Annotated in this window: 28 protein-coding genes and 1 tRNA gene; 17 read left to right on the top strand and 12 right to left on the bottom strand. The window is 49.2% G+C overall.

The window, feature by feature from the left end; genetic code table 11:
* Nucleotides 1-16: 16 nt before the first annotated feature.
* The 3 genes from ACSHWX_RS10275 (at nucleotide 17) to ACSHWX_RS10265 (ending at nucleotide 1,840) form a co-directional block, all read left to right on the top strand.
* Nucleotides 17-481, top strand: a complete 465-nt coding sequence (locus tag ACSHWX_RS10275; RefSeq protein ID WP_435668122.1) for a CAP domain-containing protein — start codon at nucleotides 17-19, stop codon at nucleotides 479-481.
* 6 nt (nucleotides 482-487) lie between these two features.
* Entirely contained in the window at nucleotides 488-715 is a 228-nt protein-coding gene (locus tag ACSHWX_RS10270) for a sulfurtransferase TusA family protein (protein WP_435668121.1), read from the top strand.
* A 63-nt stretch (nucleotides 716-778) separates the two neighbouring features.
* Entirely contained in the window at nucleotides 779-1,840 is a 1,062-nt protein-coding gene (locus tag ACSHWX_RS10265; RefSeq protein WP_435668120.1) for a bifunctional transcriptional activator/DNA repair enzyme AdaA, read from the top strand.
* A gap of 16 nt (nucleotides 1,841-1,856) precedes the next feature.
* On the opposite strand, the gene ACSHWX_RS10260 is transcribed toward ACSHWX_RS10265, so the two are convergent.
* The gene (locus tag ACSHWX_RS10260; RefSeq protein WP_435668119.1) at nucleotides 1,857-2,942 is read right to left on the bottom strand and encodes a D-alanyl-D-alanine carboxypeptidase family protein; all 1,086 of its coding nucleotides are present in this window, start codon (nucleotides 2,940-2,942) and stop codon (nucleotides 1,857-1,859) included.
* 86 nt (nucleotides 2,943-3,028) lie between these two features.
* A complete protein-coding gene (locus ACSHWX_RS10255) occupies nucleotides 3,029-3,253 on the bottom strand; it encodes a hypothetical protein (RefSeq protein ID WP_435668118.1) in 225 nt (74 codons plus the stop codon).
* Nucleotides 3,254-3,370: 117 nt separating this feature from the next.
* Here ACSHWX_RS10255 and ACSHWX_RS10250 point away from each other — a divergent pair, with 117 nt between their 5' ends.
* Entirely contained in the window at nucleotides 3,371-4,486 is a 1,116-nt protein-coding gene (locus tag ACSHWX_RS10250) for a serine hydrolase domain-containing protein (RefSeq protein ID WP_435668117.1), read from the top strand.
* A gap of 81 nt (nucleotides 4,487-4,567) precedes the next feature.
* Here the strand turns inward: ACSHWX_RS10250 and ACSHWX_RS10245 are convergent, their stop codons facing one another.
* Nucleotides 4,568-6,874, bottom strand: a complete 2,307-nt coding sequence (locus ACSHWX_RS10245) for a methyl-accepting chemotaxis protein (RefSeq protein WP_435668116.1) — start codon at nucleotides 6,872-6,874, stop codon at nucleotides 4,568-4,570.
* Nucleotides 6,875-7,114: 240 nt separating this feature from the next.
* Nucleotides 7,115-7,199, bottom strand: a tRNA-Leu gene (locus tag ACSHWX_RS10240).
* A 132-nt stretch (nucleotides 7,200-7,331) separates the two neighbouring features.
* Here ACSHWX_RS10240 and ACSHWX_RS10235 point away from each other — a divergent pair.
* Entirely contained in the window at nucleotides 7,332-7,913 is a 582-nt protein-coding gene (locus ACSHWX_RS10235) for a YqaA family protein (RefSeq protein WP_435668115.1), read from the top strand.
* A 25-nt stretch (nucleotides 7,914-7,938) separates the two neighbouring features.
* Nucleotides 7,939-8,445: a disulfide bond formation protein B gene (locus tag ACSHWX_RS10230; RefSeq protein ID WP_435668114.1), complete on the top strand. Its 507-nt coding sequence runs from the start codon at nucleotides 7,939-7,941 to the stop codon at nucleotides 8,443-8,445.
* 145 nt (nucleotides 8,446-8,590) lie between these two features.
* Here ACSHWX_RS10230 and ACSHWX_RS10225 read toward each other — a convergent pair whose 3' ends face one another.
* From ACSHWX_RS10225 to ACSHWX_RS10215, 3 genes are all read right to left on the bottom strand, one after another.
* The gene (locus ACSHWX_RS10225; RefSeq protein WP_435668113.1) at nucleotides 8,591-9,148 is read right to left on the bottom strand and encodes an HNH endonuclease; all 558 of its coding nucleotides are present in this window, start codon (nucleotides 9,146-9,148) and stop codon (nucleotides 8,591-8,593) included.
* Nucleotides 9,149-9,246: 98 nt separating this feature from the next.
* Nucleotides 9,247-9,924: an alpha/beta hydrolase gene (locus tag ACSHWX_RS10220; RefSeq protein ID WP_435668112.1), complete on the bottom strand. Its 678-nt coding sequence runs from the start codon at nucleotides 9,922-9,924 to the stop codon at nucleotides 9,247-9,249.
* On the bottom strand, nucleotides 9,921-10,580 hold the full coding sequence (locus ACSHWX_RS10215; RefSeq protein ID WP_435668111.1) for a DNA-3-methyladenine glycosylase family protein: 660 nt from the start codon (nucleotides 10,578-10,580) through the stop codon (nucleotides 9,921-9,923). Before ACSHWX_RS10215 ends, ACSHWX_RS10220 begins: the two co-directional genes overlap by 4 nt.
* Nucleotides 10,581-10,628: 48 nt before the next feature.
* On the opposite strand from ACSHWX_RS10215, the gene gluQRS reads away from it, so the two are divergent.
* Nucleotides 10,629-11,507: a tRNA glutamyl-Q(34) synthetase GluQRS gene (gluQRS, locus tag ACSHWX_RS10210; RefSeq protein WP_435668190.1), complete on the top strand. Its 879-nt coding sequence runs from the start codon at nucleotides 10,629-10,631 to the stop codon at nucleotides 11,505-11,507.
* Here the strand turns inward: gluQRS and ACSHWX_RS10205 are convergent.
* Entirely contained in the window at nucleotides 11,504-12,481 is a 978-nt protein-coding gene (locus tag ACSHWX_RS10205) for an NAD-dependent epimerase/dehydratase family protein (RefSeq protein WP_435668110.1), read from the bottom strand. The two genes, gluQRS and ACSHWX_RS10205, sit on opposite strands and share 4 nt — an antisense overlap.
* A gap of 101 nt (nucleotides 12,482-12,582) precedes the next feature.
* On the opposite strand from ACSHWX_RS10205, the gene ACSHWX_RS10200 reads away from it, so the two are divergent.
* The 6 genes from ACSHWX_RS10200 to ACSHWX_RS10175 all read left to right on the top strand — a co-directional run bounded on the left by ACSHWX_RS10200 (nucleotide 12,583) and on the right by ACSHWX_RS10175 (nucleotide 16,224).
* Complete coding sequence (locus ACSHWX_RS10200; protein ID WP_435668109.1) at nucleotides 12,583-13,494, top strand: LysR family transcriptional regulator; 912 nt, start codon at nucleotides 12,583-12,585, stop codon at nucleotides 13,492-13,494.
* 33 nt (nucleotides 13,495-13,527) lie between these two features.
* The gene (locus ACSHWX_RS10195) at nucleotides 13,528-13,722 is read left to right on the top strand and encodes a twin transmembrane helix small protein (protein ID WP_435668108.1); all 195 of its coding nucleotides are present in this window, start codon (nucleotides 13,528-13,530) and stop codon (nucleotides 13,720-13,722) included.
* Between the two features lie 10 nt (nucleotides 13,723-13,732).
* A complete protein-coding gene (locus ACSHWX_RS10190; protein ID WP_435668107.1) occupies nucleotides 13,733-14,308 on the top strand; it encodes a cob(I)yrinic acid a,c-diamide adenosyltransferase in 576 nt (191 codons plus the stop codon).
* 296 nt (nucleotides 14,309-14,604) lie between these two features.
* Nucleotides 14,605-15,285: a rhomboid family intramembrane serine protease gene (locus ACSHWX_RS10185; RefSeq protein ID WP_435668106.1), complete on the top strand. Its 681-nt coding sequence runs from the start codon at nucleotides 14,605-14,607 to the stop codon at nucleotides 15,283-15,285.
* Nucleotides 15,286-15,375: 90 nt separating this feature from the next.
* Complete coding sequence (locus ACSHWX_RS10180) at nucleotides 15,376-15,567, top strand: hypothetical protein (RefSeq protein ID WP_435668105.1); 192 nt, start codon at nucleotides 15,376-15,378, stop codon at nucleotides 15,565-15,567.
* A gap of 69 nt (nucleotides 15,568-15,636) precedes the next feature.
* Nucleotides 15,637-16,224, top strand: a complete 588-nt coding sequence (locus ACSHWX_RS10175; protein ID WP_435668104.1) for a sugar O-acetyltransferase — start codon at nucleotides 15,637-15,639, stop codon at nucleotides 16,222-16,224.
* On the opposite strand, the gene ACSHWX_RS10170 is transcribed toward ACSHWX_RS10175, so the two are convergent.
* The gene (locus ACSHWX_RS10170; protein ID WP_435668103.1) at nucleotides 16,221-16,907 is read right to left on the bottom strand and encodes a TlpA family protein disulfide reductase; all 687 of its coding nucleotides are present in this window, start codon (nucleotides 16,905-16,907) and stop codon (nucleotides 16,221-16,223) included. The two genes, ACSHWX_RS10175 and ACSHWX_RS10170, sit on opposite strands and share 4 nt — an antisense overlap.
* A gap of 24 nt (nucleotides 16,908-16,931) precedes the next feature.
* On the opposite strand from ACSHWX_RS10170, the gene argH reads away from it, so the two are divergent.
* A complete protein-coding gene (argH, locus tag ACSHWX_RS10165; RefSeq protein WP_435668102.1) occupies nucleotides 16,932-18,326 on the top strand; it encodes an argininosuccinate lyase in 1,395 nt (464 codons plus the stop codon).
* Between the two features lie 5 nt (nucleotides 18,327-18,331).
* Nucleotides 18,332-19,597: a diaminopimelate decarboxylase gene (gene lysA, locus ACSHWX_RS10160; protein WP_435668189.1), complete on the top strand. Its 1,266-nt coding sequence runs from the start codon at nucleotides 18,332-18,334 to the stop codon at nucleotides 19,595-19,597.
* Between the two features lie 37 nt (nucleotides 19,598-19,634).
* On the opposite strand, the gene ACSHWX_RS10155 is transcribed toward lysA, so the two are convergent.
* From ACSHWX_RS10155 to ACSHWX_RS10145, 3 genes are all read right to left on the bottom strand, one after another.
* On the bottom strand, nucleotides 19,635-20,342 hold the full coding sequence (locus ACSHWX_RS10155) for a DNA helicase (RefSeq protein ID WP_435668101.1): 708 nt from the start codon (nucleotides 20,340-20,342) through the stop codon (nucleotides 19,635-19,637).
* A 209-nt stretch (nucleotides 20,343-20,551) separates the two neighbouring features.
* Nucleotides 20,552-20,959, bottom strand: coding sequence for a response regulator (locus ACSHWX_RS10150; RefSeq protein ID WP_435668100.1), 408 nt, complete (start codon nucleotides 20,957-20,959; stop codon nucleotides 20,552-20,554).
* Nucleotides 20,960-20,975: 16 nt separating this feature from the next.
* Nucleotides 20,976-22,079, bottom strand: coding sequence for a zinc-ribbon domain-containing protein (locus ACSHWX_RS10145; RefSeq protein WP_435668099.1), 1,104 nt, complete (start codon nucleotides 22,077-22,079; stop codon nucleotides 20,976-20,978).
* Nucleotides 22,080-22,215: 136 nt separating this feature from the next.
* On the opposite strand from ACSHWX_RS10145, the gene ftsE reads away from it, so the two are divergent.
* Both ftsE and ACSHWX_RS10135 read left to right on the top strand, forming a co-directional pair.
* Complete coding sequence (gene ftsE, locus ACSHWX_RS10140) at nucleotides 22,216-22,875, top strand: cell division ATP-binding protein FtsE (RefSeq protein ID WP_435668098.1); 660 nt, start codon at nucleotides 22,216-22,218, stop codon at nucleotides 22,873-22,875.
* Complete coding sequence (locus tag ACSHWX_RS10135; RefSeq protein WP_435668097.1) at nucleotides 22,862-23,806, top strand: cell division protein FtsX; 945 nt, start codon at nucleotides 22,862-22,864, stop codon at nucleotides 23,804-23,806. The genes ftsE and ACSHWX_RS10135 overlap by 14 nt, the downstream gene beginning before the upstream one ends.
* Nucleotides 23,807-23,810 lie beyond the last annotated feature (4 nt).

The raw sequence follows: 23,810 nt of genomic DNA, 5'->3' as shown, positions 1-23,810 counted from the left end.
TTGATTGGGGATTGTTATGCGTAAGTTATTCGCCATTTTTGCTCTATTGTTACCGCTTGCCGGATGTGTCGCCGCGACCAGTCCGCTGCCTGTTGGTTTAACAGCGTCGATGGCAAAACCAGGCGCACAATTGGATCGCCAAGAGGCTATTGGCCTAATCAATCAATATCGCGCTGCCAATAATCTGCCGTCACTAACATTAACGCCAGACCTGAACAATGTGGCGACAATGTCCTCTGCCCTTTATGCAAAAGACGGAAACAATAATGGCGCTGCGGCTTTGATCGCTCAAAAATCAAATGCATCTGCCCTGTTCAGCGCCGGATATTCCAACTTCGCAGAAACGTTTTCCGGCTGGCGCAGTTCTAGCCGTGACGCCAAAACATTGCTAACGCCCAAAGCAAAACAAGCAGGCCTAGCGGTAAATTACAGTCAAAATTCAAACTTTGGCACGCATTGGGTGCTGGTGGTTCAAGACTGAGCAGCTATGCAAACGAAAATGGAAATAGATACGATTGGGTTGAATTGCCCCCTACCCGTTATCAAGGCAGAAAAAGCGCTGGCAAGCCTGAAGTCCGGCGAACGGCTGGCTGTGCTGGCAAGCGATCCATTGGCAGCGATTGATATTCCCAATATGTGCAATCAAAATGGTCATCGCCTGATTAACAGCACAAAAGTCGACAACCATTTGCGGTTTGAAATTCAAAAAGCATAAATAGGACAATAAACGCCCGAATTGCGACGGACAGGGTCGCAAATTTCATGCTAATTTGTTTCCATGCTATTTCAATTGCCAAATGACGACAAACTATATCAAGCGCTTTTAGATCGCGATCCCGCCTATGACGGGCACGCCTATGTTGGCGTGTCATCCACTGGGATTTTTTGTCGCCTGACCTGTCCGGCGCGAAAACCAAAACGCGAGAATTGTACGTTTTATCCTGACGTTGGCGGTGCAATTGAAGCTGGGTTTCGTCCCTGCAAACGATGCAAACCACTGGCACCAGAAGCAAATGGCGACCCGATAATCCAAACGCTGACAAAGGCCCTGCTGGATGAGCCCGCGCGGCGCTGGGGAGAACCAGACATCGTGCGTATGGGATTTGACCCTTCAACCGTCAGACGTGCCTTCAAACGCCAGTTTGGCATTACCTTTTTGGAAATGGCGCGGCTAAGTCGCATCCGTGATGGGTTCACCACTTTGGCTGATGGCGGCAAAGTTATCGACGCCCAATTGGATGCGGGATATTCTTCGCCCAGCGCGTTTAGAACAGCCTTTGCCAACTTGTTGGGTTTACCACCGGGAAAGTTGGTCAAAGATGCAATGCTCAAGGCTGACTGGATTGAAACCGAACTCGGGCCCATGATTGCGGTCAGCGACAAGGACAGTTTGCATTTGCTGGAGTTTGCCGACCGTAAGGCGATCAAAACAGAACTCGGAAAACTGTTTAAGCTCGTCAAAGGCAATATCGGCGTCGGTCGTTATCCACCCACAGAACAGGTGGAACAAGAACTAACGCGTTTCTTTAAAGGACAATCAGATCAATTCGATGTTGCCATAACGATGCACGGCTCGGATTTTACCAAAAATGTCTGGGACGCCTTGCGGCTCATTCCGGCTGGGCAAACGAAAAGCTATTCCCAACTCGCCGCTGAAATCGAACGGCCAACGGCCACCCGTGCGGTGGCGCGTGCAAATGGAGCGAACCAAATCGCCATCCTCATCCCCTGTCATCGGGTCATTGGGGCGGATGGGTCACTAACCGGATATGGCGGAGGCCTGTGGCGCAAACAAAAGCTAATTGAGCTCGAACGCCACTATGCGCAGCAAAAAGCTTAAACGCCTCGCAGCGACCTTAATTGCTTGGCCGAGGTTTAGGCAGAGCAATCTGTGCAACGCTGGGCACAAAAATGTAAGATGGACGTGGGCGCGGTAAATCGACATTTACGAGCTTGCCCAGCGTGCGAACACGCACACGTTTGGCCGCAACGCTGTCGCCAAGGTAAGTGATTTCCCCTTCTAGTCCGAAAGGAAAAGCTGCCTTGCGCGCAGCGACATATTCATTCGCCTGCTTGCCGCAAATTTTGGGGCGCATATCCACCGGAGGTACCGCCAAGTTGGCGATGCGGGTCACAGATTTTCCGGTGCCCGGATAACGGTTAGAAAAGCCTCGTTCAAGCAACAAGGCGGTCAATTCGCCACGTTCGCGGGATGATGATCCGCCCAAAACAACAGCCATCAGTTTTCGGCCATTTCGTTCAGCCGTCGCCACTATGTTAAGGCCAGACGAGCAGACATAGCCGGTTTTCATGCCTGTGGTGCCGCGAAATTTCGTCAGCAAAATATTAAATGATGCGAGTTTTGATTTACCAAACTCCACCGTACGCGTGTTGAAAATACCATCATATTGTGGATATCGATTGCGGATGACAATCGAAAGAATAGCAAGATCGCGCGCACTGGTGACTTGATCAGGTTCATGCAATCCGTTTGGATTGACAAAAAAGCTGTTGCTCATGCCCAAGTTTCTGGCATGGGCATTCATCAGATTGATAAATTTTTGCTCGCTGCCCCCGATGGTTTCAGCAACGGCAATGGCGACATCATTTGCCGATTTAACCACCAGCAGATAAAGAGCATCTTCAAGCGTTACCGCCGTACCAACTGGAAAACCCATTTTGCTGGGCGGTGCTTTCAATGCATTTTCGGACATAATAACCGGCGTATTAAGCGAAGCATTGCCGGATGAAATCGCCTCAAATGCCACATAGGCTGTCATTAGTTTGGTCAAAGAAGCTGGATGCCAAGTAACGCCTGCATCTTCTTCGTATAGTACTTCCCCGCTTCGCATATCGACAAGCAGTTGAGGCGTCGCCAAAACGGGCGAAGACCACGTAAAACCCAAAATTAGGACACAAAGAATGCGAAGCAAAAACCGCATGAAAAACCCAGCTGATAAATAAAGACGTTGCCCTTGTAGCCTTGGTGGGCATTTGTTTCAATTGGGAGATGCAAATCCCACATCATTTATTCGTCAGTTGGGCTGACGGCTATCGTGATCAAATGAAATGGCGCCTTCTCCACTTGTTCCAAACCAATTGTAAATTCATCAACCAGCGCGTTAATGCGTTCAAATAAAACCGCTCGTTGATCATTATCCAGAGGCACAGTGAAATGGAGCGCTGTAATATTGCGCGACTGGCCGGTGTGCAGAACAACTGTTCGAGGCTCTTGAATAGGGTCACCTAGCATATTAAATATATACCATTATTCTAATTCGGGAGAAAACTTGCGGCCATGGTTCCTCGGTTCCTTCAAAAACACCTCACCCATTCAACCCTAATTGTCGCACTCTTTTTTGGATTTTCAATGACCGGACCCGCCATCCCCCAACAAACGACGAGTCAAACAAAAACTGAAATTCAAACGTTGCTCGATCAGCGTTTGCCAAAGATTCTTGAAGATGCAGCCCAGTTTGGCAATGGCGGCGTGGTGATGCACAACGGAGAGATTATAGCGCAGGCAACTGCTGGCCTACGCAAAAAAGGCAGCGATGAGCCCGTCACGAATGATGACAAATGGCACATTGGCTCAATCACCAAATCAATCACGGCCACCATGATTGGCCGCCTAGTTGATCAAAATAAACTCAGTTTCGATGATACATTAGGCGAGTTATTACCCCAATTCGCAATTCAGATGGATACTGCATGGCACGATGTGCGCCTGATTGATCTTTTGAACCACACGTCAGGCGTTGAAGCGAACTTTGGCATCAAGACTATGTTGAACCGTGAATTTTCAAGCGAAGAGCAATTAAGCCACGAGCGGTTGGAGGCAGTTCTTGCCATTTTGAAAAACCCGCCAAAAAACACCCCTCGCACCAAGTTTATCTATTCCAATATCGGTTACACAATTGCAGGAACAATCGCAGCGCAGATTATGGGTGAAAGTTGGGAAGAGCTGGTGCGCAGGCACGTTTTACAGCCTCTTAACCTAACGAGCGCAGGATTTGGCGCACCCAAAGGCGCAAATCCTTGGGGTCATGCGACAAAACTATTTGTGCTCACCAAAGCCGTAGATCCCAATACCGCCGGGTCGGACAATACGCCGATTATCGGTCCAGCAGGCACTGTCCATATGTCGCTTAAGGACTTAGCGTCCTTTGCCAATACCCACATGCGGGCCCAAAAGGGGGATACTGATTTCTTGAGTACAAGCACCACCCAACGATTGCACACAGTATCTGAACTCACAAAAGACACTGAAAGCTACGCAGCCGGTTGGGTAAATATACCGCTAGAGCTTCCACTGACCGGAAACGCCTATTTCCACAATGGCTCAAACACTATGTGGTATGCCTTCCTCATGTTTTCACCTCATCATGACGCAGTGGTCGCCTTTGCAACAAATACGGGCACGATCAGGCGTTCTGAAGGAGGCTTTGGCGATCTGACAAACGACATTATGAGCAAGCTTGAATAAAACTCAGCTGGCACAAAAAAGAGCGGGAGGCTTTCGCTTCCCGCTCTTTAAGACATCACAAATCCGTTATTTCTAGATAATCTAGAACTCAGACCATTCTGCGCTCACCGCAGCATTCCCATGGGTTGGAAAAGAGTTGACCGCCTTCACGACACTGCGCTGTTGCGCTCGTACGTCAGGCATATGGGCTTTAACGCTTGTGCTACCCGCAAGCCGGAAGACATCAACAATCTTATCAAGATCGCTGGCTTGAATTTCGGTTTGCTCAATCGCTGCGTTTGTTTCTTCAACCAAGGCTGCGTTATGCTGGGTCATCTCATCCATCTGGCGAACAGCGGTGCCAACTTCTTCGATGGCAGATGCTTGATCTCGTGAAGCTGCAGAAATGTCATTCATCAATATAGCATTTTCCTGCACCGTTGACCGCATCTCACCAAGTTTTTCAGACGCTCCGGCAACCAGTTTTGTACCTTGAGAAACTTCGCCGGCACTTTGCTCGATCAACACTTTGACTTCAGACGAAGCCTGAGCCGCCGATTGCGCTAGCCGTCGAACTTCAACCGCCACAACCGCAAATCCCTTACCAGCTTCACCAGCACGGGCCGCCTCAACAGAAGCGTTAAGGGCCAGCAAGTTTGTTTGAAAAGCTATGTCGTCGATCATACCAATAATATTGGAGATTTTAGACGACGAACTTGTAATCCGCTCCATGGCATCTGTGGCTTGCATCATCGCTTCGCCACCCTCTGCTGCCAATTTAGAAGCCAAAGTTGTCTTTTCGGTCGCTGCCTGTGCCTTTTTGGCGTTTTCTGCCACAGTTTCGCTCAATTGCTCCATCGCAGCAGAGGTTTCTTCAATCGTTGCTGCCTGACGGGTGGTACGTTCAGATAGATCGTTCGCCCCTTCAAGGATTTCACCTGTCGCCGCTTTAAGGCCACCGGATGTTTCCCGCAAGCGACCAACGATTTCCGTTAACCGATCGGCAACAGCGTTGGTGTCGTCTTTCAGCTTTAGGAACGCGCCTTGATACTCGCCAGAAACCCGTTGGGTAAGATCGGTTTGCGCCAATGCAGCCAACACATCACCAGTTTCGTTAAAGCCTCGATCAACGGTTTCCACCAATGTATTGACACTAATGGCCAACGCATTGAGCTCATCGTCAGGAAAATTGGCTTCAACGCGTGGGTTAAAGTCACCAGCAACTGCGGCATCAACAACAGCGCCAAATGATTTTTGCAAATCTTGCATCATCGCCGCACGATCAACGCCACGTTGATGAGAAGCTTCGCGCTCTTGTTCGGTCATCGCAGAAATCTTCATGCCGTTTTGGCGGAAAACCTCAATGGCGCGGGCCATTTCACCAATGTCGTCCTGACGGTCTTCATAGTCAATTTCAACATCGTAATCGCCCTTGGCCAATTGGCTCATATTGCCGGTCATGCGCTGCATGGGACGGGCCACCAATTTTTGGAAAACCGCAAAGATCACCAAAACTGTCAAAGCCGTGGCGATAATCGTCGCGATCAAGCTGGTCCAGCGCGAGTTAGACAATTCGGCATATGCGATTGATTGATCAAGCGACGTACCGACAAACCATTTGACTGCTGGCATATCCGGAATGGGCGCAAAACTAACTAGACGGTCAACACCAGCTTCGTGAACCGGATGAATATCAAGGGAAAGCGCAGGGGCTTCACCATCAAACGCCTCGCTTAAGGATTTGCCGACCAACTCGGGGTTTTGATGTACTAAAATTGTGCCGTTGTCGCTGACAAGGAACATATAGCCCCCCTCCAGCTTGATATCGGCAAGCATTTGAACAAGGGCGTCAATAGTGAAATCACCACCAGCCACACCGATGGTTTTATTGCCCTTTAGAACCGGCGTAGCAACCGTTACGGTGAGCGTGCCAGTTGATGCGTCCGGATAGGGCTCGGTAATAGTCGTTGCGTTTTTGGTTACAACTTCTTGATACCAAGGCCGTTGGCGTGGATCATATCCCTCAGGTAGTTCAAGATCAGGCACCGCGTGGAAGCTACCATCCGCCTCTGAACCAAAATAAGTAGCATCAAAGTTTTTTGTGAATACATCGTGCTCGAATTGGCTGGTGATTTCACCACCCTCGGCCAAGCTAGCAACGCTTTGCGCTGCATTTTCAATCAACAGCTGACGCCCGGCGAACCAGTTTCCGACACTGCGTGCCATGCTGCCGCCGATATTTTTAGCATTGTCAGCAATCGTTTTGTCCATCGCCCCGCTACGTTCTCTGTCGTTGTAGACAGAAAATGCTGCAAACATGATGATGACGACACCCACTGTTACCAGCAAGACCTTGGTTGCCAAACTTAACTTGAGATTGAACGGTGATTTCTGTTTGGCCGCGTCCATGAGGAAAATCCATTTCACTTAAATATAGAGACAACTATTTTCTAAAACAATTAAGGTTAATAGTTCTTCAAAAACACGACGGATCCTGGTCCCAAAATGCCAATATTGAGCATTTTTTTGGACGGAACAGCTTCTATCGTTTTGAAAGTTGGCAATGCATATGAAATGAAAATTTCGAAAACCCAAAACCATCCCTACCATTCTAGATGGTAAAAAATATTTCGGGCAGCAATGTAAAGATGGTGCGGGTGGAGGGAATCGAACCCCCACTCCCGAAGGAACGGGATTTTGAATCCCGCGCGTCTACCAGTTCCGCCACACCCGCACTAAGGTGATGGGGCCGGAATATAGCCAAAAACACTCCCGCGTCAATCACTGATTGACACGAATTTCAAACTGATTACATCTGGGGCGCAAAAGGACGGCTTGTCCTTAAAAAGATTTGAGGATTAAGCGGTTGATCAGACGCCTATATGACTGGGTTTTAGCACTGGGTGCATCCAAACATGCGCCAAAAGCACTAGGTGCGATTTCGTTTGCGGAAAGTTCGTTCTTTCCTATTCCACCGGACATCATGCTTATTCCAATGGTCTTGGCCAAACGCGAAGGTGCGTGGCGGTATGCCCTAATTTGCACCATCACTTCTGTGCTTGGCGGCATTCTAGGCTACTATATCGGCGCAGCCTTATTGGAAACGCTTGCCCGTCCGATATTAGAATTTTATGGCTATTGGCACAAATTCGAAGATTTCCAGGCCGCATTCAATGATTGGGGATTGTTGATTGTATTTGTGTTTGGGCTTACCCCATTCCCCTATAAAGTAATCACAATCGCTTCTGGCGCAACGGGTCTTAATCTGCCCATATTTATCCTCTCCTCTATCGTTTCACGTGGCATAAGGTTCTTCATCGTCGCCGCGCTTTTGTATTTCTTTGGTCCACCAATAAAAGACTTCATCGAAAAACGACTTGGATTGATGTTCTTTATTGGGTGCGCACTTCTAGTGGGTGGATTTGTTGCGGTTAAATACCTCATCTAACCACTTGAAAATTTGGGGACTGCTTGTGACAAGCTCAAACGCTAAAAATCTAACCATCGGCGCCGCGGCACTGGCAACGGCAACAATCGCCGGTGCTTATGGCTTTCAATATATTGGCGGGTATATACCTTGTGATCTTTGCTATGAGCAGCGAAACCCGTACTACATCGCCATTCCGCTTTTACTGATTAGCATCTTTTTGTGGGATCGCCTTAGCAGCAATGCACTAACAATTTTGCTGGGCATTGTCGCGCTGATTTTCGCCTACGGCACATGGATGGCCGCCTATCATTCTGGGGTAGAATGGGGATGGTGGCCCGGCCCGGACACATGCACTGGCGTCGGCGCAGGCATTGCGGATTTTGCAGACTTACAAAACATCAATGATACCGTCGTCATCCCCTGCGACCAAGCACAGGTGCGGTTCTTTGGCCTTAGCTTTGCCGGGTACAACGCAATTGTCTCGACAATCGTAACCGCTGCCACGCTCTATGCCGGACACTTGAATTTCCACGCAAAAAAAGACGCATAATAAATAGAGCGTGATCATGATGTTCTCATTTGAGGCGAAAATGGCAGGCTTTGAGAACTCGAGCGCAGCGTACTCTTATGTACGTGAGCACCGGAAGCGCAAAAAACTGCCATTTGCAGTCCAAACGAGGGCATCAGGACGCGCTCTAGGGTTCTAGTTCGATATCCCAATATAGATAATCCATCCAACTTTCATGCAAATGGTTGGGTGGAAACTTGCGCCCGTTTGCTTGCAAATCAAATGCAGTTGGCTGATACGGGGTTTGGCTTGGCCACATGCCAATATCACGCGGCATTTTATTCGCTTTGCGCAAATTACATGGCGAACAGGCGGTCACAACATTTTGCCAAGTTGTACGGCCACCACGCGAGCGGGGGATTAGATGATCAAACGTTAGATCATTTTTTGACCCACAATATTGACAGGAAAACCGGTCGCGCAAAAACACGTTAAAACGGGTAAATGCAGGATTGCTTGCAGGCTTAATATAAGATTTGAGAGAAACAACACTTGGCAGCCTCATCTCAAAGCTCGGGCTCCTGATCACGCGGTCATATTCAGAAACAATATTGACCCGATCAAGACACACGGCCTTAATCGCGTCCTGCCAGGACCACAATGATAAAGGATAATAGCTCAACGGCCTAAAATCGGCATTTAACACAAGTGCCGGAAGAGCCTCGGGTGACACATGGATTGTCACACCTTCCTCCTTTGATGAGAATCACTCCACTAATATTCACGTCCATCATTGTGGCGTAAGATGTCAGCCATGTGAAGGCCGGTTAACAATCTCTTTACTTATGCATCTTCCACTGATTGGCCCGGCTTTAAAACATGGGTTAAAAACCCGGTCGCAAATTCTAACCCGTCCATTGCAATGGAATGGCCGGTTTTCTGCGACACTTTCAAAGATACATTGACGTAGAATTGCTCCAGCGCTTCTTGTGCTTCCAAACTGCCTTGAACCGGCACGACATCATCATCTTCACCATGGATTAAGCACACCGGCGGCGTTGATTCTAGTTCGTCACCTATGCCGTCAGCATCGACCAGTTTACCGGAGAACGCCAAAATGCCGGCCAACGGTTCTTCAAATCGCAAGCCAGCATAAAGCGCCATCATTGCGCCCTGCGAAAATCCACCAAGCACCACGTCGCTCAGTTTTAACCCAGCATCCGCTGTGCGTTGCAACACATAGTCGCGAATAAGGGGATAGGCCTGCTCTGCCCCAGCTTCGTAATTGGTGTCGCCGCGTTCCAAGTCCAAATGAAACCACTCAAAACCAAACGGGTTTACCGAACAAGGTTCAGGCGCATTTGGTGCTAGGAACTCAACATCGGGAAAACCCTGAGCCCAGAAATCACCCAAGCCAATAAGGTCTTTTCCGTCGGAGCCATAGCCATGCAACAAGATCACTAGTTTATTTGCTGGGTTGCCGTTTGCGGGTTCAAGTTTTGGCCCAAATAGTTCGCTCATAGCAAAATGCCTTCTCGTTGTTTGACCAGCGCATAATAACGCCACATTAGACGCGCCGCAGCGCCCCTATAGGGCGACCACTTCTGGGTCAATTTTATTGTTTCACTAATGCTGGGTGTATCATCAAGTTCTAGGTGATGCGCAACAATTTTGCGCAGTGCCAAATCCCCAGCTGGGAATATATCTTCATGACCGACACAGAAGGACAAATACACTTCTGCGGTCCAAGGCCCGATACCCTTAATGCTGGTCAGCGTGCGCATGGCTTCATTTAAGGGCGATCTTTCAATCAAATCATAACGCAATGTTTGCCCGATTTCAGCGTTCGCTATGGCGCGAATGGTGTGAAACTTCGCATTGGATAGGCCAATGCCAGCGACACCTTCTTCGCCCAAACAAAGATAGCGTTCAGCGTTTACTTCTCCCAACACATTGCAAAATCGCTCCCAAATCGCCTTTGCCGATTGCACTGACAAGAGTTGTCCGATGACAATTCGTGATAAACCTCTAAATCCACCTTCCTCGGCCCGTAATGGCACGGGAAGGCATTGTTCAATAACCTCAATCAAACAAGGATCAAGCGCGCCAAGTTCGGCTAGATGGGTGGCCAATGTTTGCTCATCGCGCAAACGATCTCTTACGGGAGTGGATTTCATATTTGTCTTTCACGACTGAACGTGCCAACTAGAGCAATTATGAACAACATTGATCAACCCATATTTCGTTTCGCCCCCAGCCCAAACGGCGAATTGCACCTCGGACACGCTTTTTCTGCTCTGATGACCCAACAGATCGCGCAGGCGAATGATGGGAAAATATTGTTGCGGGTTGAGGACATAGATACCATTCGCTGCACCCCAGAAGGCACCATCCAAATGCTCGACGATTTGGATTGGGTTGGCTTTTCATGGGACGAAGAGCCACGTAATCAATCAGACCATTTTGACGATTATGCGAAAGCGCTGGAAAAACTTAGAAGCGACGGGCTCGTTTATCCCTGTTTTTGCTCACGCAACCAAATCAAGTCCAATGCAAACGGGGAAAAAGACCCTGACGGCGCGCCCCTTTACCCCGGCACCTGCAAACATATGAGCCAATATGACCGGGAAAAACGCATGCAAGATGCCGATGCTTTTGCGTGGCGGCTTGATATGGATAAAGCCATCGAAAAGGTCGGCGACCTAACGTGGCAGGAGTTAAGTGAAGATTTCACTGAAGTGGAAACCGTTAAGGCAAATCCTGCAGCATGGGGCGACGTAATCCTTGCACGTAAATTCACCCCAACTTCGTATCATTTAAGCGTCGTAGTTGATGATGCGGACCAAAACATCACCCATGTCACCCGGGGCAAAGATCTCTATTTTGCCACGGCTGTTCACCGCGTTTTGCAAGCCTTGCTTGAGTTGCCAGAACCGAAATATTTGCATCATGGTTTAATCCTTGATGATGAAGGCAAGAAACTTTCCAAGTCGAAAAAATCGCTAAGTCTAGCTGCACTTAGAAAAAGGGGCTGGACGCCAGAACAAATCCGCGTCCAGCTCGAACTTGAGGAAGAAGAAGACCTAGACGAAAATGGCGACTAGCCAATCGCTGGGTTGTGATTTCGACTGTTCAGCTTAGTAAGTTCCAAATTTTGCAGCAGCGACAATGTTGTTTCTGCAACGGCCCGTTCGAACGGCGTGCCGAAACCTTTCCCCAAAATGGCGTCCAATTTTGGGTCAACCAACTCCTGTGGGGACGTCCACAAGTAGCGCATTTTTACCAATTCACGCATGACCGGTTGAAAAAGCCCCAAAGCTGAAAGCAACCACCAAGGCAAACTGACAATTTTGTATGGCTGCGGCACCACACGCTGGATCGCGTCTGCCACCTCATTGCCAGTGACAAAATTGCCGTGGAAGTGAAAGTTCTCAAACGTTGCAAGCTCGTCGCGCTTCGCCGCTACTTTTTCAAATGCCCTGCCTAGATCTGGCAAGTAAGCCCATGAATGTTTGGTCACCCCATCACATGGCAATGTGATCTGACGTTTCTTGAAATTCATCGCAAAACCGAGATCAAACCAACTGCCTTCTGCACCCGGCCCGTAAAAATCTCCTGCCCGCATCATAAACGCTTTGAAATTATGATTTTGCGCTCCTACTTTGAGGGCATCTTCAAGTCGCTTGCGGATATCGCCCTTTGCTGTTTCAGGCACTTGAACGCCATCAGGTTTCATCTGAGCAACATTGGCCCCAAAATTATAAACGTTGGCAGAGAATACCAATGTTTTGCCGGTATCTTTCATTGCTTCAATGACAACATCATTCATGCGTTCCGCTTCATTTTCCCATTTGTCATAGGGTAAGTTGAGGGCGTGCACGACCACATCGGCGTCAGCGATTGCTGACTTAACGTCAGATAGTTTGAACGCATCGCCTTGATGAAACTCAAATCCGTCAAAAGCGGTTTTGTTCGACCGCCCAAAGCCGATGACTTTCCAACCTGCTTCGATAAATGCTTTTGCCGCGAATTGGCCTATGCGACCATTGATGCCCAAGATTGTTACTGTATCAGCCATTTGTTTGCTCCTGCTCTTCAACTATATTGATTGACTGCCCCCAACATATATATTCATAATCAAATTGAAATTGGCCAATATCGCAGTTGAGATATACAAATATGAATAGACCGCACCTCCCAAGTGAACCTGATTGGTTTTTGTGGCGTTCGTTCTTGTCCGTCATGGATGAGGGATCGTTGTCCGGTGCCGCCCGGGCTTTAGGCGCATCTCAACCCACCATTGGCCGCCATGTTGAAGAATTGGAAAACTGTCTGGACGCGGTTTTGTTTGACCGAACGGGGCGAGGTCTAAAACCCACATCTGTCGCGCATCAACTCGTCGAACCTGTACGCCACGCCAAAGCAGCCCTCGCAGAAGCACAGCTTGCTGTAACTGGCGCCACACAAATGCTGGATGGAACGGTGCGCATTACGGCATCGCAAATCATATCCCATAATATATTGCCTAAATTACTCGTTATCGCGCGACAGACTTACCCGATGATCGAGTTGGAAATTGTCCCCTCAGACGCTGTCGAAAACTTGTTGCTGCGCGAAGCCGATATCGCCGTTCGTATGTTTCGCCCCGGCCAGTTGGATGTCGTTGGCAAAAAAATCGGCGATGTGCCGCTACATGCCTGTGCCCATCAATCCTATCTTGATAAATACGGTACACCGCAGACCCCGGCTGATTTATACGGACATGAAATTATTGGCCTTGATCGGCAAGACGACGTTATTCGCGTGTCAAAATCCATCGGATTTCCCTTAGAACGCAAAGACTTTAAATTGCGCACAGATAGCCAGACGCTCATTTGGGAATTGGTAAAGCAAGGCGCGGGCATCAGTTTTGCCCAGTTCAACCTCATCGAAACAACGCCGGGTATCGTCCACATCGTCCCAGACTTAAAAATCCCGCCGATGGAAATGTGGCTGGTCGCCCATAGAGAAGTCCATAAAGCAAATCGCATCCGCGTCATTTATGACCTTTTGGCGAAGCATTTAACCGCCTATACTCGCACCAACTCTTAACTCGAGACGACCTCATAACTTAAGAAACGACCAATGGATCAAATTCTCAACTATCTGATTTTTGCTGCAATCGGCATTGTGGTGCTCATTTTGGGCGCCGGACTTTTCAATATGTTTAAGGGCGGTTCGCCAAACCTAAGCCAAAAACTCATGCGTGCCCGTGTTATCGCGCAGTTCGTCGCGATCATTTTACTCATGGTTGCCGCCTTCTTCTTCGCACCACGCTAAGAGACATAAAATGGTAAAGCTCAACAAGATTTATACCCGCACCGGCGACGATGGCACCACAGGATTGGTTTCCGGCCCGCGTCGTTCAAAAGCTGACATTCGCGTTGAAGCCTATGGCAGTATTGACGAAGCGAATTCAACAATTGGATTGGTTCGTCTGCATACCGGTGCAGACCCGCAAATCGATGCGGTTCTGGCGCGCATTCAAAACGACCTTTTTGATGTTGGGTCTGATTTTGCAACACCGGGCGCTGATGAGGGACTAACCTACGAACCTCTTCGCGCTGTGCAAAGCCAAGTTGATTGGCTTGAAGAGCAAATTGATCTCTACAATGAACAGCTAGAACCCTTGAAAAGCTTCACCTTGCCAGGCGGCAGCGCTGCGTCGGCTCATCTTCATCTTGCCCGCACAATTGTCCGTCGCGCCGAACGGGTTGGCGTTGCGCTAAAAGATGTGGAACCAGAGACCAATCCGATTGCCGTGAAATACCTCAACCGATTGTCGGATTTGCTGTTTGTTCTGTCGCGTGTCACAAATGACAATGGAAGCGGTGATGTTCTTTGGAAACCGGGACAATTTCGCTAGCAACCGCAAATGGCGGTATAAAATAGGCGGTGGTGTCGGGGTGAAAAGCACTTCCCTCATGGTGGGCTTGTCGAACCACAGATGTCGTGCACTGTCTTCCATCCTTCGACAGGCTCAGGATGAGGTTTGGGAAAGACGTTTATGTCTGGTACCAATTGGCGGGGGTGCCGGGGAAGCGAACATAGTTCGTGACGGCGGCGTGAAAATGCTCGGGGGTGCTGGGCCAGCCTGCGCGGCGTGAGCGCGAAATTGCTGAGTAACGCGACAAACGACGGCTTAAATAAGGGACAATATCATTGTTTATTCCACTTTATGATCAGAACCCCAAAATCTATGTCGAACGCCCATGGGTCAATCAAAGCCTGATCATCATCAATTTGATTATCTTCGCCATTCAATATGTTTTGCCGGCTTCGGGTGAAGGGTTTGTTCTGGTCACGATGGCCGTTGTGCCCGGTTGGCTCAGCGATCCGCTAATAGACCAAGTCCCCTACCTTCCAGACCAAACAACGCTGATCACCTACGCTTTTTTACATGCCGATTGGATGCATGTGCTGACCAACATGCTGTTTTTAATGGTATTTGGCGACAATATTGAAGACGCCATGGGCCATGTTCGTTATTTGGTTTTCTATCTTGCTTGCGCCGCAGCTGGTGGCCTCGCACATATGCTTGCGGACCCGACAAGCACCGCGCCACTAGTTGGCGCGTCTGGCGCTGTCGCTGGAGTTATCGGCGCCTATATTATTCTTTTCCCAAAAGTGCGGGTCTACGTTCTGGCACGAATTATCATCCCCCTGCCTCTGCCCATCCCCGCCCTCTGGGTGCTTGGTCTTTGGATCGCTATGCAATTTTTCTTTGTGCTCTTCCCCGACGGCAGCTTAACGGCATGGTGGGCGCACCTTGGCGGCCTGATGGCAGGCGCGACATTGGTGTTCTTTCTTAAAAGAAGCACCGTGTCGCTTTTCGGGCGCTAGCAAAGCAACGAGCCTAATCTTGAATTTTACCTAAAATTAACGCAAACCAAGCAATAATTGGTCAACTGAAAAGCTAGGAAGGCGCTTCAGATGGATATGTCACTCGTGACCCAATCATTGGCGATGCAATCTGCTCAACGCCAGCAGAGCGCCGAATTGGCGATGGTCAAAGCATCCAACGACATGCAAAAGCAAATGATCAATATGCTAGATCAGAGCTTAGCCACTGCAAAAGCCACGCCAGCAGCCGGAACAGGCTCCATCGTCGACAAGTCCGCTTAACCACCCTTTCCAAATCAACAAAATTTGCTTAATGCTGGAACATACCAATTCCAGTCCAATAGGCATATCATGTCAAAATCTGCAAAAGAACAAATGCTCGCCGGGGAACCCTTTCTCGCGGGCGACCCTGATCTCGTTGCACACGCCGTGCGCACCCGCAAAATGATGCACGAGTTCAATCGCCTAGAATATGATGATCCATCTCGCATGGAAATTTTGCGTGGCCTTTTGGGAAAAACCTCCGAACAGTTTTGGGTCGAATCGCCGTTTTACGTCGAATATGGTGAAATGGTTGAGGTGGGTGAGCGCTGCTTCATAAATCGAAATTGCACAATTATGGACAACCATTTTGTCAAAATCGGCAAAGAAGTCCTCATCGCCCCAAACGTGCAAATTCTCACAGCGAGCCACCCCGTCAAGTCAGATGAGCGGTGCGTTTACCCCTACGCGGACGAACCTGAAACCATGAATTTCGTCAATGTAGCAGCGCCCATAACGATAGGTGACAATTGCTGGATTGGCGCTGGCGCCATTATTTTACCCGGCGTCACCATCGGCGATCGTACCACCATTGGCGCAGGCGCCGTAGTCACCAAAGACATCCCCGCAGACTGCGTTGCGGCGGGCAACCCAGCCAGGGTTATTAAAAAGCTTTAACTCTTAGAAGCCTGCGCCAAAGCTGCATCAATTAGCTTAAACGCGTCTTCGCTGTTCCATTCTGCAGGTCCTGCGAGCACGCCCCACTCGTGCCCATCCGGGCCAAGCAACAATGTTGCAGGAAGGCCGAGTGCGACGCCGCGTTTCTTTAGTGTTTCAAAGGCTTCAAAGCTTGGGTCGGCATGGAGGGGTAAGTTTTTCAGACCAACTTCATCCATAAACGCTTTTGCTTTTTGAATGCCATCATCGCCAACGTCCAAATTAATCGTTGCCACTTGAAAACCCTGATCTGCATATTTTGCGGCTAAACTATCAAGTGCTGGCATTTCAGCCCGACAGGGCGCGCACCAAGTCGCCCAGAAATTCACAAGGGTTACCTTGCCCGCAAAATGGTCAAAACCGACTTTTTCACCCGCTGCCGAAATAAAGCTGATCTCTGGATAAGAGCTCCCATTTGCCGTGGCGCGAAATGCGGCCAAATCTCCCTGCGCGGCACTGTCAATTGCTGCAGCAACTACCGGATCAGCTTCAAAAGAGCCTTGCGCAACAGAACCGTTTTGCCCGCCCACGCCATTGCTAACCCAAACTGCGGTCGCTATACCTACCGCCACAACAATCAATGCCCCCATTGTCCACTTATTTGTGGCGGGTTTGGTGGGTTCATTGTACGGATCGTAAGACATCATTTCTCCTTAAGAGAGGTAAGTATGAGCAATCAAATGTGGGGCGGTCGTTTCGCTTCTGGGCCAGACGCCATCATGGAGGAAATTAATGCCTCCATCGATTACGATAAGCGCTTCTATAAACAAGATATAGAAGGCTCTAAAGCCCATGCCACCATGCTTGCCGCCACCGGCATTCTTACTAGTGAAGATAAGGATGCCATTCTAAAAGGTCTAGATCAGGTTAGATCAGAAATCGATGCCGGATCGTTCACTTTTTCGCGCGCACTTGAAGACATTCACATGAATGTTGAAGCACGGCTGAAAGAAATTATCGGCGAACCCGCTGGTCGTTTGCACACAGGTCGATCGCGCAATGATCAGGTTGCGACCGACTTTAAGCTTTATGTGCGCGACAGCATCGATATGTTCATAAGCCAAATCAAAACGCTGCAGTTGGAAATGATCAATCGCGCTGAAGAAGAAGCCGACAGCGTGATGCCTGGCTTCACCCATTTACAAAGCGCGCAGCCCGTGACTTTTGGTCATCACATGCTCGCTTACGTCGAAATGCTTGGCCGCGATGCTTCTCGTTTTGCTGACACCCGTAAACGGTTAAATGAAAACCCGCTTGGCGCCGCTGCACTTGCTGGCACCTCATTTCCAATTGACCGTGACATGACAGCAAAAGCATTAGGCTTTGACCGTCCTGCTGCAAACTCACTGGACGCCGTGGCTGATCGCGATTTTGTGTTGGAGGCCCTCAGCAGCGCGTCAATTTGCGCCATGCACTTGTCGCGCCTGTCCGAAGAATTGGTGATCTGGTCAACAGCACAGTTCCGTTTTGTCAGCCTATCAGACAAGTTCTCGACCGGCTCTTCCATCATGCCGCAAAAGCGAAACCCCGATGCCGCAGAACTCATTCGCGCCAAAATTGGCCGCATCATGGGCGCGCTAACATCGCTGATGATCGTGATGAAAGGTCTCCCGCTGGCCTATTCTAAAGACATGCAAGAAGATAAAGAAGTTGCGTTTGACGCCTTTGACAGTCTTGGCCTAGCCCTCGCGGCGATGACCGGCATGATCAACGACCTCAAGATCAATCGCAATGAAATGCGCGATGCCGCAGGTTCGGGTTTTTCGACCGCAACAGATTTGGCCGATTGGCTTGTCCGTGAAGCGAATGTTCCGTTCCGCGATGCACACCATATCACTGGGTCCGCTGTCGCACTCGCAGAGCGAAAAGGCTGCGAATTGGACGCACTGACAATTGAAGACTTCAAGCAAGTTGACGAACGTATCGACAGCCGGGTCTTTAAGGTCCTAAGCGTTGAAAACTCCGTTAAAAGCCGCACTTCCTATGGTGGAACATCGCCCAAAAACGTACGCGAACAAGCCGCGCGTTGGAAAGCACAATTAGCAACTGATAACGAGGCATAGTTATGGTGCATCACTTTCAATATCGCAATGGCCATTTGCATGCCGAAGACGTCGATCTAACAGAACTTGCAGGCGACGTTGGCACTCCCTTTTATGTTTACTCCACCGCGACCTTTACCCGGCATATTCAAGTGATGCAGGACGCATTTAAGGGTGTTGATACACTCGTGGCCTATGCCATGAAGGCAAACTCGAACCAAGCGATGTTGCGCCTAGTTGCAAAGATGGGCGCAGGTGCAGATGTTGTTTCTTTAGGCGAGTTAAAACGTGCCCTTAGGGCAGGTATTCCAGCGAACAAGATCGTTTTCTCTGGCGTCGCGAAAACCCGCGAAGAGATGCAACTCGGCCTAGAAGCTGGCATCAAGTGCTTCAACGCAGAAAGCGAACCCGAACTAGAGCGCCTCAATGAGGTCGCAAAAGCGATGGGCAAAGTGGCCCCTATTTCTGTGCGCATCAACCCAAATGTTGACGCGAAAACCCACGCCAAAATCTCCACCGGCAAAGCGGAAAACAAATTCGGCATTCCATTTGAACGGGCAAGCAACGTCTATAAGCGCATTGCCGCATTAAAGCACTTGGATGCTACCGGCATTGATATGCATATCGGCTCTCAGATCACTGAGCTTGAACCATTTGATCATGCGTTTAAACTATTGGCAGAATTGGTCAGTGGTTTACGTGAAGAGGGCCACAATATTCGCCATGTGGATGTGGGCGGTGGCTTAGGTATTCCTTATGGAAATTCAAACGATGTACCACCTGACCCACTGGCCTATGCGCAGGTGGTTTTTAAGAACGTCAAAGATTTGGACTGCGAATTGATCCTTGAGCCAGGCCGATTAATCGCAGGCAATGCCGGGATATTCGTCACCAAAGTTGAATACATAAAAGAAGGTGCAGATCGCACATTCATCATCGTTGATGCTGGTATGAACGACATGATCCGCCCAACGCTTTATGAAGCTCACCACGAAACCCAACCTCTGGTCGAAGATCACCAATTACTTCAAAAGCGCGGCGACATTGTTGGCCCTGTGTGTGAGACAGGCGATTATCTAGCACGCAACCGGCAACTTCCCAAAGTCAACGAGGGCGAATATATCGCCATCATGAGTGCGGGTGCATATGGTGCGGTGATGTCTAGTACCTACAATACACGTGCGCTCTGTGCAGAAGTGCTGGTCGACGGTGACCGTTTCCACGTTATTCGCGAACGCCAGGATCTTGAGGCACTTATCGATTTGGATAGTGTGCCGGAATGGTTGGAATAAAGCATGCGGGGCAATCTGCCCCGCACTTTATCCAATTTTAAGCCGCTTTATTCCAGCGCAACTGCTGATCATGCACAAAGCAAGTCTTGTTGAATAATTGCAGATCAATCGGATTGGGCTGGCGGACATCCCCAAGGTCGGGAAAGTCTTTACCCGAACGCTCAAACGCCCGATCAATTTGCGAAATCAATACAAGGGTGACGTCTGATGATCGCGCAAAGTCATTCAATTGCTTGAGTTGAATGCCAAGTTCAGGTGTGGTGCGTCTTTGATCCAAGAGTTGGAGATAGTCGATCACACCAACAGCACCTTGTGGCGCATTTTCCATTTTTTCAATCACGTAGTCTGCGCAAATCTTGTCCGATGTATCGACAATGAGTTGAGTATGAATGTCGCCGTTCGCCATACCAGCAAGACGATTACTCAATTCTTTGTCGTGATATTCTAGTGTAAAGAAATAGGCGTCAAAGCCTGACTTCAGTTTTAAGAATGCAACTTCAAGTGCCACCATTGTTTTGCCATGTCCGGGACGCCCACCCAGTAAAACCATGTCAGCGGGACACAACATTTTCGCAAACTTTTCGACCTGATCAACGGACTGCGCCTTAGCGCTCAGTAAACTCCAGCTGGCAAACCCTTGCGTGCGCGCAATTTGGTCCAGCGCCTGATGCAATGGCATTTTGTTTTGTCTTGCAAGGAGTTTTGCTTGTCGTTTCAGCTGATAGATTGGTGCAGATAGTTTCATTTTACAGAACCTTCCAACGGACCAATAGCGCAATTCCCCCTTATGCGCATTGCCCGTACGACGGGTTCAAATTCGAAAAACTACCCAATATGCAAATACTTCCCCTAAACGGAGGCGGGAGGCACGGGCTGTGCCGTGCCTAAAATCTACTGATGGGGATAAAAAATGCAACAGTTTAATATGAAACTTTTGAGCATTAAAAAATCCGCCTACGCCCCAAGCGTTTTTGCCAAAGTCATTTTTTCCACGGCGCCACCTTCTAGCGCCTGTGCAACTTTTGCGCGGATATCGGCAAGGGTGAAGGGTTTTGGCACAATATCATGTACCAATGCATCCAACCCATGGGCGCGTTCTCGCTGATCCGCAAATCCGGTCATCAGCAAAATTGTAATGTCGGGATATTGTGCAGCAACACTTAGCGCAAGCGCAATGCCGTCCATCACGGGCATCTTAATGTCAGATAGCAAAAGATCAAATGCGCCCTCATGCTCAAGCACCGCCTCAGCAGCAAGACCACCATCTTCGGTAACCACCACATCGTGACCATCCATTTCCAGCGCTCGACTAACAAAACCGCGAACACTGGGGTCGTCCTCTGCCAATAAAATTTTCGCCATCCCGATCTTCTCCTGATTATTTATTAAACGCCTTCAATCGCTCCGCAGCGACATTGGTTCCGGCGTAAACAGATTGTCTCTGTCTTGGTTTAGCTGAGCTCATTTGTAAATTGTCAGCATTTGATTTTTCCATAAGCCTTGGTTTGACGTGCCACTCCAAAAACTTCATTTTAACGCGCTTTACATCATTTGGTGGTGAAGACAGTTCTGTTTTGAACTCAAAAACACCCGTAGATTCAAGTACAGCAAGACTAGGTGTAGTGTTCCATTCATATATAATCTCACCCTCCTCACCAAGCAGCACCACGCGAATGGGCGGCAAATAAATCATCCGGCCCGTAATATTTGCAATGTCAGCACGCACCGACAATACTTCATGTCCATCGCGCCAAAGCCGATCAGTTTTAACATTTGCAAACTCAAGACCAACAACATTCACACTTTGACCGAAAAGCCGGTAAAAACCCGCCAAATCAGGATAATTCTGCACCAACTTGTCTCTAAAGCCAAGCACTACCCCTAAAACAACAACCGTAGCGCCAAGTGCGCCGTAACTAACGTTGCGCCTAAGCTTTGCCATCGGCAGGGCACGCGCGATTTCCCGCTTACGTTTTGCAATGCGCCGCGAACGCTTCATCCGCTCGATTTGTTGACGTCGTCGGCCGGCATAGGACTGCAACTCAACTTCGTCATCATCATTGATGGAGTTGATGACAATCTGGGCCGCATCCCTAGCGCTCTCAACAGCGTCTGAACCCGCATCGCCTTTTTGCGGCGGCACTTCGTTTGCACCTGGCGGTTCCGCAACCAGATCAATTTCACTGCTCATTTGATCTGTGGGATCAGGCGCCGCGAACTGCTCGCTCTGCGCATTGTCTTCTTCAGCATTGAACGCAACGTCCAAGGCATCTTCATCCGCAGGCTCGTAATCTGCGTTCGAATCGGTTTCGGCAGCATCCTCAAGTGCATCATCCACTTGGGCGACAAGGTCTTTCTCAATATGCTCTTTTGCATGCCAAGACTGTTGGCAAGTCGCGCATTGCACAGAACGACCACGGTCGCCAATCGCTTGCGCGGCAACTTCATAACGTGTGCTACAATTTGGACATACAATGATCATTGTAAAAACCGATGACTAAACTGGGCACAAATCTAACGCTGATTGTGTTAACACTCCGAAAAAACCTGCTACTAATCAGCGCTAAATTATACATCACTGTTAAAATGGTTTCTAAATGGTGATTCGGGAGTGGATCTTGATCAAATTCGAAAATGTCGGGCTTCGGTATGGAACCGGACCAGAAATACTAAAAGACCTGAGTTTCAATATCGACCCTGGCTCATTTCACTTTCTCACCGGGCCATCAGGCTCCGGCAAAACGTCATTGTTGCGCCTGTTATTGCTCTCTTTGCGGCCAACAAATGGTCGCATGGAAATGTTTGAGCAGAACACGGCCATCTTGGACAAATCCGCATTAATGCAAATGCGGCAACGCATTGGGATTGTTTTTCAAGAGTTCAGGTTGCTGGAACATCTTACAACATTTGAAAATGTTGCATTGCCACTCGCGGTTCGTGGTGAGCCCGAAGAAGCATATAAATCAAATGTTGAAGAACTTTTAGATTGGGTGGGCCTTGGCCACCAGATGAATGTGCGCCCAGAGCTTTTATCCGGCGGCGAGAAACAACGCGCAGCGATTGCGCGCGCGGTGATCGCAAAGCCAGAGTTACTGCTCGCCGACGAACCTACAGGAAATGTGGATCCAGAGCTTTCTGAACGCTTACTGCATTTGTTTGTCGAACTAAACCGGATGGGCACAACCATAATTCTGGCCAGTCACGAACACCATTTGCTCGATAAGTTCAAGTTTCCGCGTTTGCAATTGGAAGATGGAGGCGTCAATGTCAAAGTTTAATCAGTTACTTACAACGCTCTCGCTCAAATCAAAAACACCGTTCCCGATTGTGCCACGCCAATCAATCGCTGGCCGCACGCTTGCATTGCTTGTCGGGATTATGACTTTTTTGAGCTGCGCCACTTTTGGCTCGGTTTACTTGGTCCAAAATTCTGCGCTGGCATGGTCGTCAGAAGTCGGACGAGAGGTAACGATCCAATTGCAGCCGGTTGAAGAAGAAGTGATGCTGTCCAATATCCGAACCGCGATTTCGCTGGCCCAGCAGTCGCCCGGTGTCGGCCGTGCCTTTGAACTAACATTAGAAGATAGCCAAGACTTGTTGACCCCATGGTTGGGAGAAAAGTTCGACATCAGCACGTTCAACGTGCCTCGGTTGGTGATCGTCCAGCTCAATAACCCAGCAGTTTTTGATCTTGAAGCGCTAAAAACCAAATTGGTCACCGCCGTTCCAGAAGCAAGCGTGGACACCCACGCCCTCTGGCAACAACAATTGAACGCCATGGCTGGTACAGTCGTTCTATCTGGCACCCTCGCATTGGCGCTTATTTTGGCCGCCACAGTGCTCACAATTGTTTTCGCCACCAGCGGCGCTATGGCCACAAATCGTGAAATTGTTGATGTTCTGCATTTCATCGGCGCTTCGGATAACTATATTGCTGGCGCATTTCAGGAACGGTTTTTGGCTATCGGATTGCAAGGCGGTCTGATTGGTGGAGCGATGTCGATCCTGTTTTTCTTTATCGCCAGCACGATTACAAACGCGGTTTTGCCCGTGCAAAGTGCGACGCAGGTTGAGCTTCTTTTTGGTCAGTTCACCCTTGGATGGTTTGGACTTTTAGGGCTTATTCTTGTGGTTGCAGTCATTGCGATATTGACCGCAATTACATCGCGGATCACCGTCCATCGCTTTTTGACACAAGTTGCGCCATAAAGGG

The organism is Maritalea sp. (assembly GCF_051251695.1).
Taxonomy (GTDB): domain Bacteria; phylum Pseudomonadota; class Alphaproteobacteria; order Rhizobiales; family Devosiaceae; genus Maritalea.
Note: the sequence above shows the minus strand (reverse complement) of the source record. Positions and strands in the feature narration are given on the sequence as shown.

What these genes read in the sequence shown, in the direction of transcription:
- ACSHWX_RS10175 (WP_435668104.1), top strand. Translation starts at nt 15,637, where the DNA reads ATGTCAAAATCTGCAAAAGAACAAATGCTCGCCGGGGAACCCTTTCTC.
- ACSHWX_RS10255 (WP_435668118.1), bottom strand. Translation starts at nt 3,253, where the DNA reads ATGCTAGGTGACCCTATTCAAGAGCCTCGAACAGTTGTTCTGCACACC.
- ACSHWX_RS10270 (WP_435668121.1), top strand. Translation starts at nt 488, where the DNA reads ATGCAAACGAAAATGGAAATAGATACGATTGGGTTGAATTGCCCCCTA.
- ACSHWX_RS10180 (WP_435668105.1), top strand. Translation starts at nt 15,376, where the DNA reads ATGGATATGTCACTCGTGACCCAATCATTGGCGATGCAATCTGCTCAA.
- argH (WP_435668102.1), top strand. Translation starts at nt 16,932, where the DNA reads ATGAGCAATCAAATGTGGGGCGGTCGTTTCGCTTCTGGGCCAGACGCC.
- ACSHWX_RS10170 (WP_435668103.1), bottom strand. Translation starts at nt 16,907, where the DNA reads ATGTCTTACGATCCGTACAATGAACCCACCAAACCCGCCACAAATAAG.
- ACSHWX_RS10135 (WP_435668097.1), top strand. Translation starts at nt 22,862, where the DNA reads ATGTCAAAGTTTAATCAGTTACTTACAACGCTCTCGCTCAAATCAAAA.
- ACSHWX_RS10265 (WP_435668120.1), top strand. Translation starts at nt 779, where the DNA reads ATGCTATTTCAATTGCCAAATGACGACAAACTATATCAAGCGCTTTTA.
- ACSHWX_RS10195 (WP_435668108.1), top strand. Translation starts at nt 13,528, where the DNA reads ATGGATCAAATTCTCAACTATCTGATTTTTGCTGCAATCGGCATTGTG.
- ACSHWX_RS10190 (WP_435668107.1), top strand. Translation starts at nt 13,733, where the DNA reads ATGGTAAAGCTCAACAAGATTTATACCCGCACCGGCGACGATGGCACC.
- ACSHWX_RS10250 (WP_435668117.1), top strand. Translation starts at nt 3,371, where the DNA reads ATGACCGGACCCGCCATCCCCCAACAAACGACGAGTCAAACAAAAACT.
- ACSHWX_RS10145 (WP_435668099.1), bottom strand. Translation starts at nt 22,079, where the DNA reads ATGATCATTGTATGTCCAAATTGTAGCACACGTTATGAAGTTGCCGCG.
- ACSHWX_RS10245 (WP_435668116.1), bottom strand. Translation starts at nt 6,874, where the DNA reads ATGGACGCGGCCAAACAGAAATCACCGTTCAATCTCAAGTTAAGTTTG.
- ACSHWX_RS10150 (WP_435668100.1), bottom strand. Translation starts at nt 20,959, where the DNA reads ATGGCGAAAATTTTATTGGCAGAGGACGACCCCAGTGTTCGCGGTTTT.
- ACSHWX_RS10215 (WP_435668111.1), bottom strand. Translation starts at nt 10,580, where the DNA reads ATGAAATCCACTCCCGTAAGAGATCGTTTGCGCGATGAGCAAACATTG.
- ACSHWX_RS10155 (WP_435668101.1), bottom strand. Translation starts at nt 20,342, where the DNA reads ATGAAACTATCTGCACCAATCTATCAGCTGAAACGACAAGCAAAACTC.
- ACSHWX_RS10200 (WP_435668109.1), top strand. Translation starts at nt 12,583, where the DNA reads ATGAATAGACCGCACCTCCCAAGTGAACCTGATTGGTTTTTGTGGCGT.
- ACSHWX_RS10220 (WP_435668112.1), bottom strand. Translation starts at nt 9,924, where the DNA reads ATGAGCGAACTATTTGGGCCAAAACTTGAACCCGCAAACGGCAACCCA.
- ACSHWX_RS10275 (WP_435668122.1), top strand. Translation starts at nt 17, where the DNA reads ATGCGTAAGTTATTCGCCATTTTTGCTCTATTGTTACCGCTTGCCGGA.
- ACSHWX_RS10260 (WP_435668119.1), bottom strand. Translation starts at nt 2,942, where the DNA reads ATGCGGTTTTTGCTTCGCATTCTTTGTGTCCTAATTTTGGGTTTTACG.
- ACSHWX_RS10205 (WP_435668110.1), bottom strand. Translation starts at nt 12,481, where the DNA reads ATGGCTGATACAGTAACAATCTTGGGCATCAATGGTCGCATAGGCCAA.